The 19390-nt window shown below is 48.0% G+C and carries 12 protein-coding genes; 8 read left to right on the top strand and 4 right to left on the bottom strand.

All coding sequences use genetic code 11. The annotated features are described in order from the left end of the window. Positions 1–32: 32 nt before the first annotated feature. The 4 genes from hepC to ACJ2PR_RS20345 form a co-directional block, all read right to left on the bottom strand. Positions 33–953, bottom strand: a complete 921-nt coding sequence (gene hepC / locus ACJ2PR_RS20330) for a heterocyst development glycosyltransferase HepC (RefSeq protein WP_446878330.1) — start codon at positions 951–953, stop codon at positions 33–35. Between the two features lie 3 nt (positions 954–956). Further along, positions 957–3173: a GumC family protein gene (locus ACJ2PR_RS20335; protein ID WP_446878331.1), complete on the bottom strand. Its 2217-nt coding sequence runs from the start codon at positions 3171–3173 to the stop codon at positions 957–959. 35 nt (positions 3174–3208) lie between these two features. Then, entirely contained in the window at positions 3209–4297 is a 1089-nt protein-coding gene (locus tag ACJ2PR_RS20340) for a glycosyltransferase (protein ID WP_446858310.1), read from the bottom strand. Between the two features lie 699 nt (positions 4298–4996). Beyond that, positions 4997–6466: an SLBB domain-containing protein gene (locus ACJ2PR_RS20345; RefSeq protein ID WP_446878332.1), complete on the bottom strand. Its 1470-nt coding sequence runs from the start codon at positions 6464–6466 to the stop codon at positions 4997–4999. 1097 nt (positions 6467–7563) lie between these two features. Between ACJ2PR_RS20345 and ACJ2PR_RS20350 the strand changes: the two genes are divergently transcribed. The 8 genes from ACJ2PR_RS20350 to ACJ2PR_RS20385 all read left to right on the top strand — a co-directional run bounded on the left by ACJ2PR_RS20350 (position 7564) and on the right by ACJ2PR_RS20385 (position 18948). Continuing rightward, the gene (locus ACJ2PR_RS20350) at positions 7564–9039 is read left to right on the top strand and encodes a hypothetical protein (RefSeq protein ID WP_446878333.1); all 1476 of its coding nucleotides are present in this window, start codon (positions 7564–7566) and stop codon (positions 9037–9039) included. A gap of 912 nt (positions 9040–9951) precedes the next feature. Beyond that, positions 9952–11382 (top strand): hypothetical protein, encoded by a 1431-nt coding sequence (locus ACJ2PR_RS20355; protein WP_446878334.1) that lies wholly within the window; start codon positions 9952–9954, stop codon positions 11380–11382. Beyond that, a complete protein-coding gene (locus ACJ2PR_RS20360) occupies positions 11379–12419 on the top strand; it encodes a DUF1822 family protein (RefSeq protein WP_446878335.1) in 1041 nt (346 codons plus the stop codon). The genes ACJ2PR_RS20355 and ACJ2PR_RS20360 overlap by 4 nt, the downstream gene beginning before the upstream one ends. Positions 12420–12648: 229 nt before the next feature. Then, entirely contained in the window at positions 12649–15078 is a 2430-nt protein-coding gene (locus tag ACJ2PR_RS20365) for a CHASE2 domain-containing protein (RefSeq protein WP_446878336.1), read from the top strand. Beyond that, a complete protein-coding gene (locus ACJ2PR_RS20370) occupies positions 15075–15815 on the top strand; it encodes a DUF928 domain-containing protein (RefSeq protein ID WP_446871714.1) in 741 nt (246 codons plus the stop codon). The genes ACJ2PR_RS20365 and ACJ2PR_RS20370 overlap by 4 nt, the downstream gene beginning before the upstream one ends. Before the next feature lie 321 nt (positions 15816–16136). Continuing rightward, on the top strand, positions 16137–16403 hold the full coding sequence (locus ACJ2PR_RS20375; RefSeq protein ID WP_446871713.1) for a hypothetical protein: 267 nt from the start codon (positions 16137–16139) through the stop codon (positions 16401–16403). Positions 16404–17091: 688 nt separating this feature from the next. Continuing rightward, on the top strand, positions 17092–17781 hold the full coding sequence (locus ACJ2PR_RS20380) for a sigma-70 family RNA polymerase sigma factor (protein WP_446867288.1): 690 nt from the start codon (positions 17092–17094) through the stop codon (positions 17779–17781). Between the two features lie 243 nt (positions 17782–18024). Further along, a complete protein-coding gene (locus ACJ2PR_RS20385) occupies positions 18025–18948 on the top strand; it encodes a DUF1822 family protein (protein WP_446878337.1) in 924 nt (307 codons plus the stop codon). The last annotated feature ends 442 nt before the right edge of the window (positions 18949–19390 follow it).

The following is a 19390-nucleotide window of genomic DNA, read 5'->3' on the forward strand; positions in this document are numbered from 1 at the left end:
AACGATTGAGTTGTCGATCGTCGTTTCTGAAGTTAGTAAGCGCCAAACCCCGAAAGTACTTTGGGAATTGTCAGCAGCAAAAACTTAAAGTCTTGCCACAGTGACCAATCCGCCAAATACTGAAGATCCCGTCGATTCACCGCATCCAAATCCAACTGGTGCGATCGCCCCTCTACCTGCCATGCCCCCGTGATTCCTGGTAGTGCATTCAGTCGATGTTGTAGTGCAGGTTCAATTCGCACAGCGTCATACAACGCCCACGGACGCGGGCCCACTAGGCTCATCTCCCCACGCAACACATTCAACAATTGCGGCAATTCATCCAGACTATAGCGACGCAGCCAATAGCCGAGTGGCGTAATGCGGGGATCATCTTTGCGCTTATGTAGCCCTGGTTGATCCGTCATGACTTGATGGTGCAAGGCTTCTGCATTAACAACCATTGAGCGAAACTTGATGATCTGAAACAGCCGACCACGTTCTCCGACTCGCCATTGACGAAAAAACAGAGGGCCTGGCGAAGTAAGGACGATCGCGACCACAATGCCAATCATCAAAGGACTCAACAACACAAGCAACAAGGCTGCTGTAAAGACATCGAGCGATCGCTTCACCCACCAGCCAATAGAATTTTGCCAGCGCGGAAGTTGTCGGGTTACTGGAATGCGTAAATAAGTAAGTTTGCCTGCCTGCTGACAAGCCTGTGCCCAGAGTCGCAATCGGGCTTCACCTAGTTTGACATCCAGCTTCACCAGTTTGATGGGCGATCGCTGCAAGCAGTCAGCCAAGGACTGCGAATCGCGAATCGGCGGAAAAACCATTCCACGATTTTGAGACGCATACTCAACAATTAGTTGCTTTCGTCGCCACCGAAGGTCGTAGTGAGTGGTTGGAATAAACTCAGTGGCAGTGGGTAGCGGGCAGTAGTCCAGAATAGAGAGGGATGGATTCATGATCTAAGAAGCTTGAGCTTGATAAAGGGTATCTATCGTGGCAACCTGAGTAGAGCCATTGGCAACCACTCCAACGAGATTTAACGAACTGAGAGCAGCGATCGCTTGAGTCACCTCATCGCGCGTCACTCGTCCCATGCGTCCCACCAAAATCACTCCTCCACAGCAGGAAGCCGCCAGTATGGTATCGACCATCCCCAACACAGGCGGCACGTCGAGCAGGACTAGATCATAGGATTGCTCAAACTTTGCCACCACTTCCCGCATCCGTCGAGAACTGAGTAGTTTTGCGGGATCACTCGGAATGGGGCCAGAGGTCAGCACAGCAATGTTGCCGCGTAAACTAGAATTCTGCTGAGTATCAATGTCTTGGGGCAGTGGAGCATTGCTAGTAAGGAGGGTAGAGAGTCCCTGATCGTTGGGGAGATTTAGAATCTGGTGCAAACTGGGACGACGTAAGTCTGCATCAATCAACAACACCCGTTGGTGAAGTCGCGCTGCACTAATTGCTAACCCCATAATCAGCGTTGATTTGCCTTCTCCCGCGAGCGCAGACGTGACGACCAAAGAGTTTAATGGCTGACCCTTCGTCAAAAGCTGAATGTTTTGATAGAGCAAATCCAGTGATTCTCGCATCGATCGCTCTTGAAGAATCTGATTGAGCGAAGGCGGTAACTCTCTAGTCTTGCGAAAAGGCAGACTCAGCATCGTAGGATTGAGACCCTCCTGGGCCGCTAATTCAGGAATCACACCCAACAGCGGCACAGGAGACTGCTTTTCTAGCTCATCCGAACTTCGCACAGCACTGTCAGCAGCATCACGAGCAAAGGCTGCAATCCCACCCAAAAACAATCCTGCTACGACTCCCACTAATACGTTTCTAGAGAGATTAGACCCCGACGGGAAGCCGAGTTGAGGTTCTTCGACAACTTGCCAGTCAAAGCCTCCGCGCGCAATTTCTAAGCCAAGTTCTTGACGAGCTTTGAGCAGTTCCCGCAAGGTTTCACGATTGAGTTCAACTTCTGGCTGTAGTCGTCCGTAGGCAGCGAGCAGCTTAGGAAATCGCTTTAGGGCTTCTCGTACTTGCTGTTCTGTACTAAGTAGGCTGCTATAGCGGGCAACAGCGGCCTGAAGTTCTACCTGGGCGGTGGCGAGTTGACCTACTAGACCTAAGTCCAGAGTATTGAGTTGTCCTTTGGTCAAGAGGCTTTCATCAGTGCGGCTGACCAAATCGGTGCCTAGGATTCGTCCTGCCTCCTCGCGCAACAATCCCAAGAGCCGCTGACGCTGATCCACAAGCTGTTGGACAAAGGGCGTAGTGTCCTTAAATCTCAGACGTTGCTGCACGAGGGCTAAGTCATTCTTCTGCACCTCAACAAGCAGATTTTGATAGCGAGACGATTGACTTAACCGGGCTGAGAGGGTTGCTTCTTGAGGAGCCAGCGCTAGTTGTTGCTGTAAGGTGCTGTAACGACTGCGGAGTTCTCGAATTTTGATGAGGCTGGATTGCTTCTCTTGTTGGATTTGCTGAAGTAGTGCAGCCTGCGTTTTAGCTTCTCCTTCGGGATCGATTAGTTCTTGTTCGCGTCGAAAATCTTCTAAAGCGGTCTCTGATCGCTTCATTTTGTCGCGAATCTGGGGTAGCTGCTCATTGATAAAAGACAGTCCTCGCCCTAATCGTAGGCGTTGTTGTTCGAGGTTATAGTCGAGATAAACTTGCTTAAGGGCTTTGAGAACTCGTTGTGTTTTGGCGGGGTCAGTATCGGTATAGCTAATTTGAAAAATTTTCGTGGTGCCTTTGTCTGATCCGACTTTGGTATCTGTTCCGCCCAGTCCGATCGTTAATCCGCTTTTCAAACTCAGCACACTACTCGGATTATTCGCATCCAGTTCGGGATAGTCCGTCTGGAGCGATTTCATCGCTTTTTGCAACAAGGCTGAACTTTGCAGCAGACTAATCTGAGTAGCTGGGTCGATCTCCACATTAGAATCGGCAAAGTCTGTTGTTTTTTCGGCTTTGCCCTTGTAGTAAGGCTCCACTAACAACTGCATTGAGCTAGCGTAGCTCGTTGTTTGACGAGAGGCATAGTAGGCTGAAACTCCTAGCACGATCGTAAAGATGCTGGCAAACAAAAAGCGTCGTCGCCATAAGACAGTCAGAATTTGCCCGTAGCCCGGATCGGTTTCAGCCGTTGGTTTTGTGAGGTAAGTCGGATTCATGGCGGACGCAAAAAGAGGTGGGGAGGCAAGGCGGCTTAAATAGAAGGCACGACCTGATTGATCACGCGATCGACTTGACTAAAAAAAGCAGGCTCCGAAAAATGACGCACCACATGATCTCGAATCTGTTGATAGTTCCAGGAGATGTCTCTGGCTTCGACGATCGCCGTTTGCAGCGATTCGGGAGTTTGACGGTTAAAAAATACGCCCGTCTGCCCTGGAATTTGAGTATCCAACACGCCACCCGCACCGTAGGCAACGACAGGCGTACCGCTGGCATTGGCTTCTACTGGAACTAGCCCATAGTCTTCTAACGCAGCTACTACAACAGAGCGGGCATTTGCCATCAAGTTTTGGCGTTCTGCATCACTGACATGACCGAGGAATTGAATGTTTTTGGAAGCGCGTGCCTGGAGGCGATCGCGTTCGGGCCCTTCCCCCGTGATCAGCAAAGGTAGCTCTAACCAGTTGAAGGCTTCAACAATTACATCAAGACGCTTGTAGCTAATTAGACGGGCCGAGGCGAGGTAGAAGTCTGCCTTGTGAGCGCAAAATCGGAAGCAGTTAGTATCGATCGGGTAGTTAATCACGATCGCAGCTTTGCCGTAAATCTGTCGAATCCGTTGAGCAACAATGGTGGAGTTAGCAATGTAGAGGTCAGGTTCTTGAGCATACTTGCGGTCAAAATCCCGCATTACGTGAAAGATTTTTTGCAATAGCGGATAGAAGCGTTGATAGTTGTAGTACTCCCGCAGATAGGTGCGAGTATCCCACAAAAACCGCGTGACATTGTGGCAAAAGCAAATGTGGTAGGCACTGGGTCGCTTTCGTACTGATTTGGCAAAGCTGGTACTGCTACTAATAATCAAGTCGTAGTCACTCAAATCAAGGGCGCGAAATGCTGGGTAATAGAGCGGGGCTAACATGCGGAAGTGTTGGGCTGCACCTGGAATCTGTTGGAGTAGCGTTGTATTAACTGATCGAGTGCCTAAATCAATCGTGCGATCGGGGTCATAGAGAGAGGTAAAAATATCGGCTTGAGGATATCGTTTGCAGAGTAGCTCAAACACTCGCTCTGCCCCACCTCGTTGGGTTAGGTAGTCATGAACCAGAGCAATCTTCATCACCGCAGACTCACTAAGTAAAATTAAACTGAGAGTTAAGACTGCCCCTGAATTGAAGTTAGAAAGTTTAGACGGCTTGTATGTAGATTCACGATTAGTGATGCGGTGGTCTGCGTGAATCTGTAATTGCTCGGAGCGTTAACTAAGTGGTATTCTTACAGAGCATTATCACCCAGTTTGGGAAGTGACACATCGGTTTTTACTTATTTTTACGTAAACTTAATAATCCAAAAGTGCGTTTTATACTTTTAGAACATTCTTCCACGATCTAAGCAAACCTGCTGTAAAAGCACGACCAGCAATTCCACTGAGACGATACAAAAGCAGTCGATTCGTTTACTAGACTGGCACCACAAAGCCTGATTATCAGGGTAATCTACGCCTTTAAAGACTTCGTTTATAGACTACATCTCACTGTTGTTTTATAACAAGCATTAACCATAAACTCACTTCAAAATGTGACCTCATGACTAAGAACTGTTGTCAAAAATTTAACAAATAGTCCAACTTCTTAGAAAGACGAAACAGCGAATCAAAAGGACTTGAGTAAATTGGTAGGTGTTGCTGATTGAAGGGATGAATGCGTGGGAGTTGTTAATCTTTTCGCCCCCTAAATCTCCCTAAATGGGGGACTTTGAATAGTTAGTTCCCCTTTGCATTTGGGCAATTCATCCCCTGATTCAGCAACGCCAATTGGTATTACAAGCCAAACAAGCGGAAGAAACTAAAGATGCCTGTAAACGGGGCTGTGATTGCACCCAACGTTTCTGTAACGCCTGCCAAAGGCGATTTGCGAACAATAATCGTGTCATTGTTGCGTAACGCTGGGTTATTTTGCTCGTTGACTCCCTGATCAAAATTGATGGAGACATCACGCTTAGTCACGGTGCCATTGGGATTTAAGCGAACTAACGTCACTGATCGTTTTCTAGCGCGACTGTTAAAGCCTCCTGCGGCTAGTAGTGCTTGATTTAAAGGTGTGTTGGGCGCAACGGTGACTGTTCCGGCACGTTCTACTTCACCCACAATGTTGACCGCAACGCGATCGGGTGAAAAACTTGCCACAGCAATTCGAGTGACTTCCTGATCATTCATTGCGGTAGCGGTGGGAATCTCGATCGTGTCGCCATCCTGTAAAGGTAAGTCTTGCAGCACATCCCCCGCCGACAGCAGTTGCCAAAAATCGATTTTGATTCGCTGCTCTACTCCTCCAGCAGACAGCCGACGCACCTGGATATTACGAATATCTGCTGATTGAGTAATGCCCCCTGCAATCTGAATTGCCTTTGTCACGCTGGTTGCTTGAGATTGGTTAACCCCTTGACTGCCCCCACCTCCAGCATCACTAATGGTATAGGGGCCAGGACGGCTGACCTCACCAACAATCGCAATTTTGAGTGGACGAGTGCTGCGCGTAGCAAAGTTAGCATTGGCGAGTTGACGAGCTTCTGCCAAATTGACGTTAGTAGCAGTGGGAATGTAAACACTATCACCATCCCGCAGTCGCAGGTCTTGACGAGTGTTGCCCGCCTGCAAAAGCTGCCACAAGTCCACGGTTAAGACTTCATCTTGATCAGGTGTCGTCGATCGCCGTCGCACCTGTACCCGTCGTAAGTCTGCTGCTTGAGTCACCCCTTCGGCAAGCTGCAAGGTGCGCGTCAGATTTGGGACGGTCTCATTGCCGATCGTATAAGAGCCAGGACGGTTGATTTCTCCTGCAAGAACTACCGTAATTGGGCGTGAGACGGTCAAACTGAGGGTGACGATCGGGCGTGTTAAATAAGGCGTAAACCGCGCCACAATCTCATCAGATGCCTGTCTTAACGTTTTACCCTGAACAACAATCGCCCCAGCTTGAGGAAAGTTAATTGTGCCATTGGGCAACACTAAATATTCTCCGCTAAACTCCGGCACACTAAAGAACTCAACTCGAACCCGATCGCCCGCTCCTAACACATAGCCATCCGACTCCAAGGTAGAAGCAGGTTGAGAAGGAGGCATCGGCTTGGCAGCATGCGCGATCGTGGCAGGAAACAAAACTGCACTTAGTAACAATGTCAAGAGCAAAGGTTGACTCATCGCGATCAGCCAGTGCCAACACAGACTATCTCGCTGACTTACAACAAGGGTGCTTCTGCAAACAGGTCGAATGGGGCGTAAATCCTTCATGAGACAGTTTAAGGCTAGAAAGTTTCAGCGTTGTAACCGTAACCAGGTCACTAAGGTCATAATCGCAACCAGAGCCAACTGAACGTTTGGAGAATCCCTAAGTGTTGAATAATGGGTATGACGAGCACTTTGTCTCGATCGCAAACCATATCGCCATCAAAACAAAGTTGCAGGAAAACTGGCACATGGTCGTCTTCCCACAACTAGTTACTGAGCCACTGCGTGTATTCCGGAGCTTTTCTACAAATAAGAATAAATTAGCCAAAGTACCGAAGTTTTACGGCTTTATACTTAGAGGCTAAGAGGTTAAGCGTCAAAAAGCTGTATACTCCTACGACCAAAAGAAATAAGGACTTGAAAACCGCGCAAACTGCTTGTAAACAGTCCTCACAGATAGGCTGGAGAGCTTCAGTTAAAGGAGTCGTTTTAAGTGCAAGCTTGCGATCGAGTTTATTTAAAGTAGCCTGTAATACTAATCCAGAAGTTTTTTAGGATCTATGGAGGTATCTCGATCGCCTCTGTTTATTTCTCAGCGTGACTGTGTTCTCGGTTACTTAAGGCGCGTCCCTGTTCAAGTCAACTTCCTCCTTATATAAGGTGGTGACTTTAGTCCTGATGAAGAAACCTGATTAAAGTGAATTTACCAACTTGTCTCACTTTTATTGATTGAGTGGCATTGTACATCTTTGTGTAATTTCGATAAAGCCTTTTCCGAAATTGTACTGACTGGTACTGTCATAGCTATTATTCTACCAGGGGGATCGACTAAGCCAAGTTAGCAAGATTTAGGGCAGCATTCACCGTAAGAAGAAATACATTTTTGATACTGCAAAACCAGCCACGCTGACTAGCAGCACATATCACTTTCATGGAGCATCTTGAGACAATCAAATTCATCCATAGACAGGAGAGTAGCTACAACTAAAAATCTTATTCGCAAGCTACCAAACTCGGATAGATAGCATTGCTTTCCCCTTCTATAAATCTTCCTGATTCTCCGTACAAGGTCTGTAACAATAAACGGATAGCATCGGACTCATCTGGTCAGTGAAAATAGCGTTGAATATATCCCTGTGGTGGAGAAGCGTTGGACTGATATGAACTCGATCTCAAAGAGAGCAATTAGCTCCATGTGGCACGATCGCCGCCTCGCTCGAATTACCCAAAGACCAACAAAGATCGCTCCGTCTGGACTAGAAGATCGCAGTAATTTCAGGAGCTTGCCCACGATGACTGAGTTTGATCAGTCCAAAGAACCGCAGGATAGCAGCCTTGAACAAGTCACTAGTCCTCAAGACCCTGTGATGAATACGATCGCTCAAAAAACAGCATTCAAAAAAGAATCTTCTAGCGAAACAACGACTCCGACGAACGATGACACAGTGTCCGAAACCACAAAAGCTCCCTATGAGACAATACAGCAGGGGCCAATCACCTATTTTCGCTACTACTACGAAGATGTAGAACAGCCTGCTTACTTCACCCCAGACACTGCGGAAGCCTCTACTTCAAGAAATCTTTTACCCTTTTATCTAGCGGGCGGTAGTGTTTTAGGAGTAACCCTGATTTCTGGCATTGTGATTGCTAGTTTAGCCAACAATTCTAAATCTCAGTCTCCACAAAATACAACTCAACCCGAAGTCAAAAAGACCCCCAAACCCAAAAAGACCCTGCCCCAAGTTGCTCCACCCGAAGTTATTCCCCAATCACGATCGACTCCAGCAAAATCTCGCCAAAAACCTAAAGACGCACCCCCCCAAAAATCCTCTGCGGCTCCAGTTCAGTCTTCTTCGGAGCTACTTGTCCAGCAGTCCCTTTCGTTGTCTGATCCTTTACCAGTTCCCACAGTTCCGGTGATTAGGCAACCCTTGACGGGTGACTCAAAGCAACTCCTCGCGACTAACTCGAAACGACCCCTGGCGGATAACTTGAAGGGATTGCTTCCCAAGTCTTCTCCAGCGCTCCCCGCTCTGACGGCTTCGCCGCTCACGCCCTCTGCGAGCCTGCCAACTCCTTCGCTGCCTCCAACTCTTTCTAATGAGACGTTTGCGCCTACTTCTGCGATCGCCGCATCTTCAAGCCAACCGACTACCGATGCTCGTTGTGTGAGTCCCCAAGTCAAGGCTGATCCCTCTTCTGCAACTAACAATCAACGCTTCTCCGATCGAGCCTCCAGACCCGTTTCTGAACTAGTGATAGGGGAGATTGCTACAAGCTCAAAAGCCGAGATTGCCAGGGATGCGCGACTCAAGGCGGCTCAGACGGTAGACCCTTCCCTATCCAATGCGGACAAAGAGCTACAAGCGTTTTTAGACCTTCCGCAGAAGTTTCCGACGAGTGCTGGAATTGCCGTTTTGCCATTGCCCTGTGACATTGCACAAACCGCGATCGACAAGCCACAAGTAGGGGAGTTTACAGTGTTGAAGTTAGATCCTCAAAACTACCAAAAACGCTGGGAAACAAGCAGCAAAAATCCCCAGGCGCTGACCCCGATCTATGGATTTGTGGACTATAAGCAGCAATCGATCGTTTTACTAGCGAGACAATCTATAGAGAGCAGACCTCGTGACTGAATTGTAGATGCCTCCTTAAGTTGGGACTAGAAGAACAAAGCGCGATCGCAGTTCCCATTAACTAAGTTTCTCGTAGTCTCTTGAACGATGTAGATTGTTAGGGTTAGGTTCTCAAGGTTCTAGACGCGCTGCCAAGTGCTTTATTCAAAATCTTATTCTCTCAATATTCCACCCTGAGTAGTTACGTCGTGAATTAAGATAGATTTTTGCTGGAATCTAGCTGCCAGATTCGATTCAGACGTTGAATGCGCCGTTGCAGAACTGTAGTTTGGTGCTTTCGATCGGGCAATAGTAGCTTGGTGAGTTGGGCTGTACTGCGTGGAAATGAATGGTTTCAGAGTGTTTGAGTCACCTCACATTTAGGCCTCCGCTGAGTTTTGATAGCGCCAGCTAGTTGCACGAGGGCTTTGATAGTGGCAGGTACGTTGTAAGCATTACCGCGATAGGTAAGTCTCATAATGAAGGCTCTTGGTGAGTTGAATGGTTGAATGATTGAATTGGTTGATTCCAAATCGGACTTGCTCCGCTACATTGAGTTAGTAGATGTCAATGTGAACTGATGCAATTAAGCGGTGAACATGACAGGCGGAAATAGCCACTTCAAAGATTCATGAAGTTAATAGAACTTTTCTATGAATGGATTATTGTTCAGACAACAGTTGCTTTTGAGGAGGTTAAGGCTGAGATGACTCAATGTTCATGTATCGACTGTTAGCATTGTCCGTCAAAAACTCTTCGGACTCGATCGTTAACTTACTCGTGCCGCCTTTTTCTACTGTAAGCGTTTTATCAATAGTCCTCTGTCAATTCAGATTAAAATACTGCTAGATCTGCATCAGTTGATCGGGTTGGCATCTATTGACCAACGTGGACAGGCAAAAACTTTCGGAATTCTTAGGGGGCGTAAACTCTATGACTGCTTCATCGAGATACGAAAGCATTTGGTGTGTTAGTCCTGCTAGTGAAAAGTTGGGGTATAAAAACTGTTTGATTCCCTCAGCACAAGAGTTTGTCCAAAATCTCTCTAGTTCTCAAGATGGAGGCATTCAATCTGCTTTACTGTCCTATTTTTATCCCAACGCCACTGAGACGACCAAGACTCAGGCTCAAGCTGGGCTTTGTCTCAGATGTTATGTGTCTGCCTCAATTCTCAAAGCTTGCCACACGATCGACCGTCTATTTGGCAGCGAGAAATCGTTCACATACCGCGACTTACTGCCCTTTGTGTTGAATGATGATGGAAAAACATTCGTGATTCTGGATCGCGATCGCAAAGCTCAATTACTGGTAATGGGCGACGAACCTCCCCAGCCGACGGCGTATCAGTTTTTTTCGGTTGATGTGTTGCGGACGTTTAATTCTGACGGTCAGTCCAGCTTGAGTTTAGACAATTGGGCCTTTCTACGCACCAAACAGAACACAGAACTCAAACAGTTTTTAGCAGAATTTGGATTTCAGCATCTCAGTGATTGGGCGCTATTAAATCGAGCCAGACCCCACCAGCTAGAGCGATTATCAGAGCGCGATCGTTCTCTAGTTGGGGTGTTTCATCAAGTTTATCGGCGCGATCGTCGCAAGCAAGCTACGGGCGTTAAGCGGTGTCCCGACCCCTCGATTGAGCAACTGCAAGAAATGATAGCAATGTTGCAGTCTGTAGTGATTTTTACAACTAGTGAGTTGATGCAGACCTTAAAACGGGTGGCAGTACAACTCAGGCAGTACGATATCTGGTCACATCGCGTCCCGCTAGAAGTCCACGATTCTGAAACTGGGCGTGACACCATTCGGTCAGATCTACCAAGCAGCGATGTGGACGAGTTAGATCTAGAGCAGCAAGAGCTACTGACGTTTTTTCATCAACAACTCAACCGGGCACTGATTGACGGAATTGTTCAGGAAGTCAGAGATCGCACCACCGCTTTAGAACACAGCAAAAAGTACGCACCTCTGGCGGCTCAGTTTATTCCCGGCTTGCAACTCTACTATGATCAGGGCTTGTCTCTCAGAGAGATTGCCCCAAGGTTGGGAATGAGCAGTTGGGATCAAGCCAGACGCATTCTAAATCCTGGAGACTTGCTCAGTAAGGTGCGGGCGCTGACGGTACAACAGGTACTCGATCGTTTGTTAAAACAGGCGCAGCAAAAGGGATTTGCCCACACCCCTCCCGAACCGAACTACTTGAGAACTTTGGCAGAGCAAGTAGAAGCCGTTGCCGATCAGGAAATCTTTCAAGAGGCCGTAGAAGAAATGAGAGCGGGTAAAAGTCGCTCATTCAATAGCGTCTACGCACAACAGCTTCGCGTTCATCTAAATACATTGAGACTAAAGAGAACAACCCCATGACTAACTTATCTAGCTTCCCGATGAGTTCTAGACAATTGCCGCCGGAGGTAATCTGGCTGGAGCCTGAACAAATTGAACAAGCAAAACTGATGGGCAGTGCCGCTTCTGAGGAGCAACAATGGCAAAGCTATTTGAATGCACTAGCGCTGCTAAGTTTTGAGCAATGGTTGAGCGATCGACTACCCGAACACGCGATTAACCGATTAGCGCAAACTCCACCCAATAGCTCGATTCGGTCATGTTACCTTGAGGTGAACGGATTCAAATTCTGTCTGATTGCCGTCGAACATGTGCTAGATGAGAGCGTGCAAATTCCTCAAGCTCTGGTCGAGCACCCTGAACTAGCCGCCCATTTCTATGTTGTGCATGAGGTGTCAGAAGAGCAAGCATTGGTTATGGTGCGAGGCTTTCTGCGTTTTGATGAACTGATGAACTACCGCGCGCGCTATCGGGTACAAAGCGATTTCTACCAGCTACCCCTTTCGTTACTCGATGCTGAACCTAATCATTTGCTGTTTTACTGTCGTTCTTTACAACCTGCCGCGATTCCTTTACCAGTTCGGGCAGCCTCAGACCCATCTTTAGTCACGCTCACCCAGACAACTACAAAATTGATTCAATGGCTTCAGGATGCTTTTGATCAAAATTGGCAAACGATCGACCAATTAATCAACCCCGAAGCTTATTTTGCCTTAACGACCCGTAGCACCGAGTCAGGAGCAAAACGAGGAAAGTTAATTAACCTGGGTGTACAGCTTGGACAACAAGGCGTTGCGCTCCTAGTGAATGTCACTTCAGAAGCAGAAGGAAAGTTGGGGGTGTTAGTACAACTGCATCCCACAGGAGAAGCTCGATACTTGATCCCAGATCTCAAATTGAGCTTGCGATCGCCCACAGGTAAAACACTGCAAGAAGTAACTTCAAGGAGCCAGGACAACTACATTCAACTAAAACCAGTCAAAGGTAGACCAGGAACTCGTTTTAGTGTTGTCATTCATCTGGATGGCGAAACGATTGAGGAAAACTTTGAGCTTTAAATCAGATTATGATGTGAACAATCACTGCTCTGGGTGAGTAGAGGAGTTGAATCTGAGCTTATTCTGAGAGGGCTGATATAAAGTCTTGTCATGAAAAACGGGCAGACACTCCCTTGATGGACATTTGTAGACATGCTTTGCTCCATACTCACGCTTTGCTCCATACTAAAGTTGCTTCGCTCAACAAATCTGACCTTGAGAAGACCTATACTCTGACTGAGATTAGCAAATGCCCAAGTCGGTTGTGATCCATCTAGGAGCTGGAGACTTGTATAGTGGCTTGCCGAGAGTCACGGCTCAAGTGTGGGCAGGACGCTCTCGACCAGAGCAGTTTGTAGGCAGTTTACCCGCCGCCCCTGCCGTCATAAACCTATACCGAGACTGGCGGTTACTCTATCAAAGTCTGTGCGATCGCCGCCCCTTACGTTCGATCACGGGAGCCAGCCATGACCTTGACGATGAGCTAGAAATTGATGAAATTGGCATTACCAACATCTCTCAGGTCAGTTTTGAGCAACTTTGCCAAAGCTTACAGGATGCCCTAAATACCTGGCTACAGTCAGAAACCTTTCTGCCGATCGAGCGACAATTGCGATCGCAACTCACGCCCTTGGAGGAAGCCCGAATTGTAATTGAGACTGATGATGAACTGTTGCGACGACTACCCTGGCAGCGCTGGGATTTCTTTAGAGACTATCCCCAAGCAGAAATGGCGTTGAGTTGCTCACAATATCAGTTTCATCACGCGACTCCGCCCACCCCTCGCAAAAAAGCCAGAGTGTTAGCTGTTTTGGGCAACAGTCAGGGCATTAACTTAGAGCGCGACGGGCAATTTCTCAAGGCGCTAAACGATGCAGAAACTCAGTTTTTGGTGAATCCGTCTCGTCAAGAATTTAACCAGCAGCTTTGGGCTAAACCAGGGTGGGATATGCTCTTTTTTGCAGGGCACAGCCAGACAGAAGGTCAAAAAGAGAGCCAGACGGGACGCATTTATATCAATGAGAATTTGCAGCACAACAGTCTGACGATCGAACAGTTTGAGGCTGCGATCGAGGGGGCAGTCAGCAATGGCCTAAAGCTGGCAATTTTTAATTCCTGTGATGGGTTAGGGTTAGCGGCTGCCTTGAGTAGATTACAGATTCCTCAAGTGATTGTGATGCGAGAGCCTGTTGCCAATCAAGTCGCTCAGGAATTTTTTAAGCATTTTTTAGAAGCATTCGCCAAACAGCACTTATCTCTCTACTTAGCGGTGCGGCAGGCTCGTCGGCAGTTACAGGGGTTAGAAGATGAGTTTCCGGGTGCCTCATGGTTGCCCGTCTTGTGTCAAAATCCAGCCGTAGAACCATCTACTTGGCAGGACTGGTGTGGAACTCAGAAAGTACATCCCAATCAAGTACATCCTAATCAAGTAGATCCTAATCAAGTACATCCCAATAAGGTTTACCATTCCTGGCAAGCGATCGTGTTCACGAGCCTGATCGCCACCGCTTTCGTACTCGGAATTCGCCACCTGGGAGGATTACAGTCCTGGGAACTACAAGCTTTTGATCAACTTCTGCGACTGCGCCCCTCAGAACCGCCCGACCAGCGTATTCTCATTGTCGCCATCACTGAGGATGATTTGAAACTACCGGAGCAGGCACAACGCAAAGGATCACTCTCAGACCTGGCGCTGACAAAACTTTTGCACACCCTGACCCTGCTCAAACCTCGCGCGATCGGCTTGGATGTCTATCGTGATTTTCCCCTTGATCCACTATCAACCCAACTAGCCGCCAACCTGAATCAGCCCAATTTTTTCGCGATTTGCAAAGTTGCCGATCCAGAAGCGAACTACCCCGAAATTGCTCCGATGCCCAATCTACCGAGCGATCGTCAGGGGTTTAGCGATGTCATCACCGATGCAGATACTGTACTTCGTCGCCATCTGCTATTTATGGATCGGATTCCAGGAGCCGCTTGTAGTACCCCCTATGCGCTGAGTACTCGATTAGCATTTCAGTACCTCAAAGCTGAGGGGATTGTTCCTCGCTATACATCCCAGAGAGATTTGCAATTGGGCAACCAGGTTTTTCGGCGATTACATAAGCACACCGGAGGTTATCAACAAGCAGACACCGCAGGCTATCAGATTCTACTAAACTATCGGTTTTCTCAATCCTCCCGCAGTCCGGCTCCTACTGTCACGCTCAAAGAGGTCTTGGCAGGGCGACTAAAGCGAGAAGATGTGAGCGATCGCATTGTTTTAATTGGGGTCACTGCACCGAGCAGCAAAGACTATCTAACAACACCAGAGGGTGAGAGAATACCGGGCGTGTTTATTCAGGCGCAGATGGTGAGCCAGTTGATTAGTGCGGTTGAGAACGGACGCGCACCGATCGAGGGTTGGGGCTGGCGAGTAGAAATTCTTTGGGTCTGGACTTGGGCTGTCCTGGGTAGCGTTTTGGTCTGGCGATGTCGCTCAGTTCGCTGGCTGATTGGGCTAGAAGTCACGGCACTGGGAGTTTTGGGCGTTCTCTGTTTTTATGGGCTGACACAAGGCCAGTGGGTGCCGCTCGTTCCGACTGTGTTTGTGTTCATGATTGGCAGCGGTGTCCTTATTGTCGCAACTCAAGACCGAAATCACAGAAATCACATTAATACATCAACAAAACCATGACTCGACTCAAACAAGCAACTCTATTCGCGATCGCATTCCTAGTTGCCTCCTCTGGTCATCAGGGGCAGGCGCAGTCGGTGCCATCCGTTCTCAAGGATTCGATTATCTTTAATGCTGATCCGCCCCCTAGTACAGGAGTTCCCGGACGGCGATCGGATGCAGGGAGCCGAGGCTGTGGAGTCGAGGAGTCCTCTAAGGAATCTAAACCGCTAATAGCTTTGGTGCCAATCCAGAAGACGGCGAGTTTGAGAATGGTGTTTGGCAAAACTGCGGCAGAACATCCCACGTTTTGGTTTTATGTGCCATACCGTTCCTTATCAACTGCAACGTTTGTTTTGCAAGATCAAAACGGCAACTCGATTTACCAATCAAATGTAGCGCTGCCCAAAACCGCAGGGGTCTTGAGTTTGAAACTACCCGCAACGGTGGCTCCGCTACAAGCTAGCAAGCGCTACCACTGGTTTTTTAAGCTGTACTGCCGATCGGTTTCGCCACCAGATTCCTTTGTCGATGGTTGGATTCAACGCGAAACGCTTCCGTCTGATGTGACTCAGAAACTCAAAACGGCAACGCTCCAACAACAAGTCAGGCTGTATGCGACCAATGGTTTTTGGTTTGATGCTTTGGCGACTGCGGCTGAACTGCGTCGTACCAATCCGAGAGATTCTACCTGGGCGGAATTGTTGAAAGCGATCGAGCTAGAGACGGTGGCAGATGAAGCGATCGCGACACCGTAAGTACAGAGAATACTGTCTAATACCAATTCTTTAGGAAGCTGCATAGAGTCGATCCCCTTAGCCTCCATTCAGTAAAATTCTTGAAATCGAGTTCTAGTAAACAAGACAGCATTGAGCATACAACCCAACAGTTAACAGGTGTTCCCACGGGCAATACGATTCGCTATCATCTCGACAAACTCAACGATATGGAAGCGTTGGAAGCGCAACTGAATCAAGCGTTGCAAAGCCGAGTCCCATCTCGGATTCGCGGGGGCAAGCAGCGATTGGCAATCGACCTGCATCTGGATTCCGTACTATGGCACCCCCACCGCGACAGAGTTGCCCTATATCTACCGTTCTCACGCCAAATCGGGCACGACTTCTTTCTTTGCCTATGCCACCGTCTATGTGATTGCTCGAAATAAGCGAGTCATCGTCAATTTATGGATCTATTTGCTGTGGTGTTTTGTCAGTCATCGCGGCTCCGGTGTGCGACGAGTCTATCGCGACCGCTTCCCGCTCAAAACGATGCTGGAGTTCTTGGTGCAGGCCGTTGAGCAGCGCTTTCCAGTGCGTCGAACCATTTTCTTACCGCTGACGATCTAAACTTATCGATCTACTGAGGCTAACTTTTCTGCTCGTATTCATGCCCTGCTCCCGTCTAGTGAAAGCCGAACTTGTGGGTAATAGTCAGAGCAGATCTGGGGGGTTACCGCCGACTTGCCCCACGTTGTGGGCACAAGCGGTTACTTGCTACCGACCCTCGCCCCCTAAATTCCTCAATTCTGGGGGGACTTTCAAGATTTGATTGAGTAGACGTGAATTCAGTAGAGTTTTCTGGCCTCGTTGCTTAGAGCTTTTGCCTGCCAGTCTGCCAATTTTGAAGGACTTTTAGACAAGCGTTTTGATTCAAAGTCCCTCACTCGTCGGCGATTTGGGGGGCGTTTTCGGATGGATAGTAGCGAAAGACTTCATCGATCTCGCGTGAATTTAACGTGAATTCGATGGAATTTTCTCGCTTCGTTATTCAGCACTTCTGCCCCCCAACCCCCCAATTTTGGGGGACTTTGAGACAATATTTCTCGTTCAAAGTCCCTCACTTGTGGGGGATTTAGGGGGCTGAAGCCGATTGAAACGAAGCGAGTCACTCTCATCGGTCTCGCGTGAATTTAGAAAAAAATTATCGATCTTGCATAAAAACTGCCTAAAATTTCTAAGAGTGATGTAGGGTGACAGAATTCCTCACAAACGAGGAAGCTCGATCGCCTCAAGCCCCTGCACGCATCTTGCCGATATGACTGGAACACAGACATCATCGAGTCAATTGCTTGACCCATCCTTGCTTGACCAACAGTTAAAGCAGATGGCGATCGCCGCTCAACACCATCCGCCCAAAAGTCGCCTCCGTCAGCGCGCACTATCTCAGTTAATTCGGGCGCTCCAGCAGTCAAAAAAGCTAGTACGTCCCCGTCGATCGCAGTTTCAAGGATTCTACGACGAAATCTATGCCGAAGCGGTACAGCGATTGTTTGTCCATTTGTGCGAAAAGATTGATGCTTACCAACCCCACCGGGGAGAAGTGCTGCAATGGGTGAATTTTTTGCTCGATCGCCAGTTTTTTATCGAAGCCAGCCGAGACATTTTGCCAACTTTACCCAAAGGAATTGATCCGCGTCGGGTCATTTGTTTGACCTTGGAAGATCTCGACCACAGCAACCCCAGCGAAGTCAATCCCCAATTAGTACCTTTGCCGTCCCAACAAGTCCAACAGTGTTTGGAAGAAGACCCAGATGGTAAATTTCGCGCTACGTTTATCGATCGTAGGCCAGCAGCCAATTTTCAAGTTCTCGCACTGAGACGACTTGCGGGCTATTCCTGGCAAGATCTGTCTTTAGAACTAGGCATTAGCATTCCGACTCTCAGCAGCTTTTATCAACGATGTCTGACAAAGTTTGCGCCTCAGTTAAGAGCCTACTTGTCTTGAGACGTGAGGATCTATCGACCGGATTATGCAAGCTAGATACTATACCACTGTGAATTTGATGAAGTTTTTTCGCTTCGATGTCAAGCTTCTGCCTCCCCAACCCCCCAATTCTGGGGGCTTCAAAATCAGTTGAGCTACAAAGTTCTAGTAACTATGGCTTGAGCCATCAAGCAAAAAGTTTTGTCAGTTAACTAGCCGAATCCATCTCAACACCTTCATTCCTATAACGGAGCTAATTGCAACATGAATCCTTCTACTACAGTCGATCAGGCAACAGTGACGATTCCTATAACGCTGAGAGCGCGTGAAATAGCCGATCGCTTTCGTCAAGAGCATCCTCACAAGGCAAAGCAGGTCTATTTGAATACTTTGGCAGTTCAAGTAGTGCAGGCTTACTTAAGTTGGTTTGGGATTGCGACGGAGCTATCAGAAAGTTATAGCTGGAATCCGGTGATGCAAGCGTTATCGAATGTTGCAGACCTGATGGTTACGGGAGTAGGTCGATTAGAGTGTCGATCGGTCTTGCCCAACGAAGTGACTTGTCAAATCCCCGCCGAAGTTTGGGGTGACCGGATTGGCTATGTTGCCGTACAGTTTGATCAAGCTTTGACAGAAGCCGTTTTGCTAGGGTTTACTGCTCAGGTGACCACTGAAACCGTGTCGATCGCACAGCTACGATCGCTGGATGAGTTACTCGATCGTTTAAAGCAGTCAGAACCCGAAGCACCCACACACTTGAGTCGCTGGCTAGAGGGCACGATCGAAGCAGGTTGGCAAACCCTAGAGGAATGTTTTGGACAACAGCCTATTCTCAATTTTCGAGGAACCAGTCAGCTTCAAGCAGTCGAGTCGCCTGTAATTCGTAGTAAGATGCTGAATCTGGGAATTGGCTTAGAAGAAATATTCGTCGCGCTTTTAGTCGGCGTGATTCCTACTGACACTGAATGGATGGAAGTCTGGATCAGAGTGTGTCCCCTTGATCGTCAAACCTACTTACCCGCTGGACTAGAAGTGATTGTATTGGATGCAGAAGACTGTGCAGCGATGCAGGCCCAATCTCGCCATACTGATATGATTCAACTAAGGTTTACTGGCACGATCGGCGAAACCTTTAGCATCAAAATTGCATTAGGACGACAAAGCGTTATCAAAGCGTTTGTAATCTAAGAAGACATCAGTTCGACAAGTTTTTTCGCTGCTCGACAAGTTTTTTCGCTGCGCTGCTTGAAGCTTGTGCCCCCCAACCCCCCACTTGTGGGGTAGGGCTGATTCATTCTGATTAAGGGAAAATCAAGGAAACCCAAAACCCTGATTCTTTCATTTGGATGGTTCTTAGCAACTAATGAGGGAATCGGCTGTTCGCTTTTCTCTCCCTAGAATAAATCAACCCTACCACTTGTGGGGGACTTTCGGACTTTCATCAACGATTCAGATTGGATTCAGCAATGCGTTTTAAAAGTCACCAAAAACCTAATCGAATTCATAGCTTAATCAGCGATGAAGAATCAAGCAAGTTGACAGCTTAAGTAACTTCATCCGAGAATACAACTCACTGCTTCATCCCTCATCCCTCATCCCTCATCCCTCATCCCTCATCCCTCATCCCTCA

This window comes from Phormidesmis sp. 146-33, from assembly GCF_052939515.1.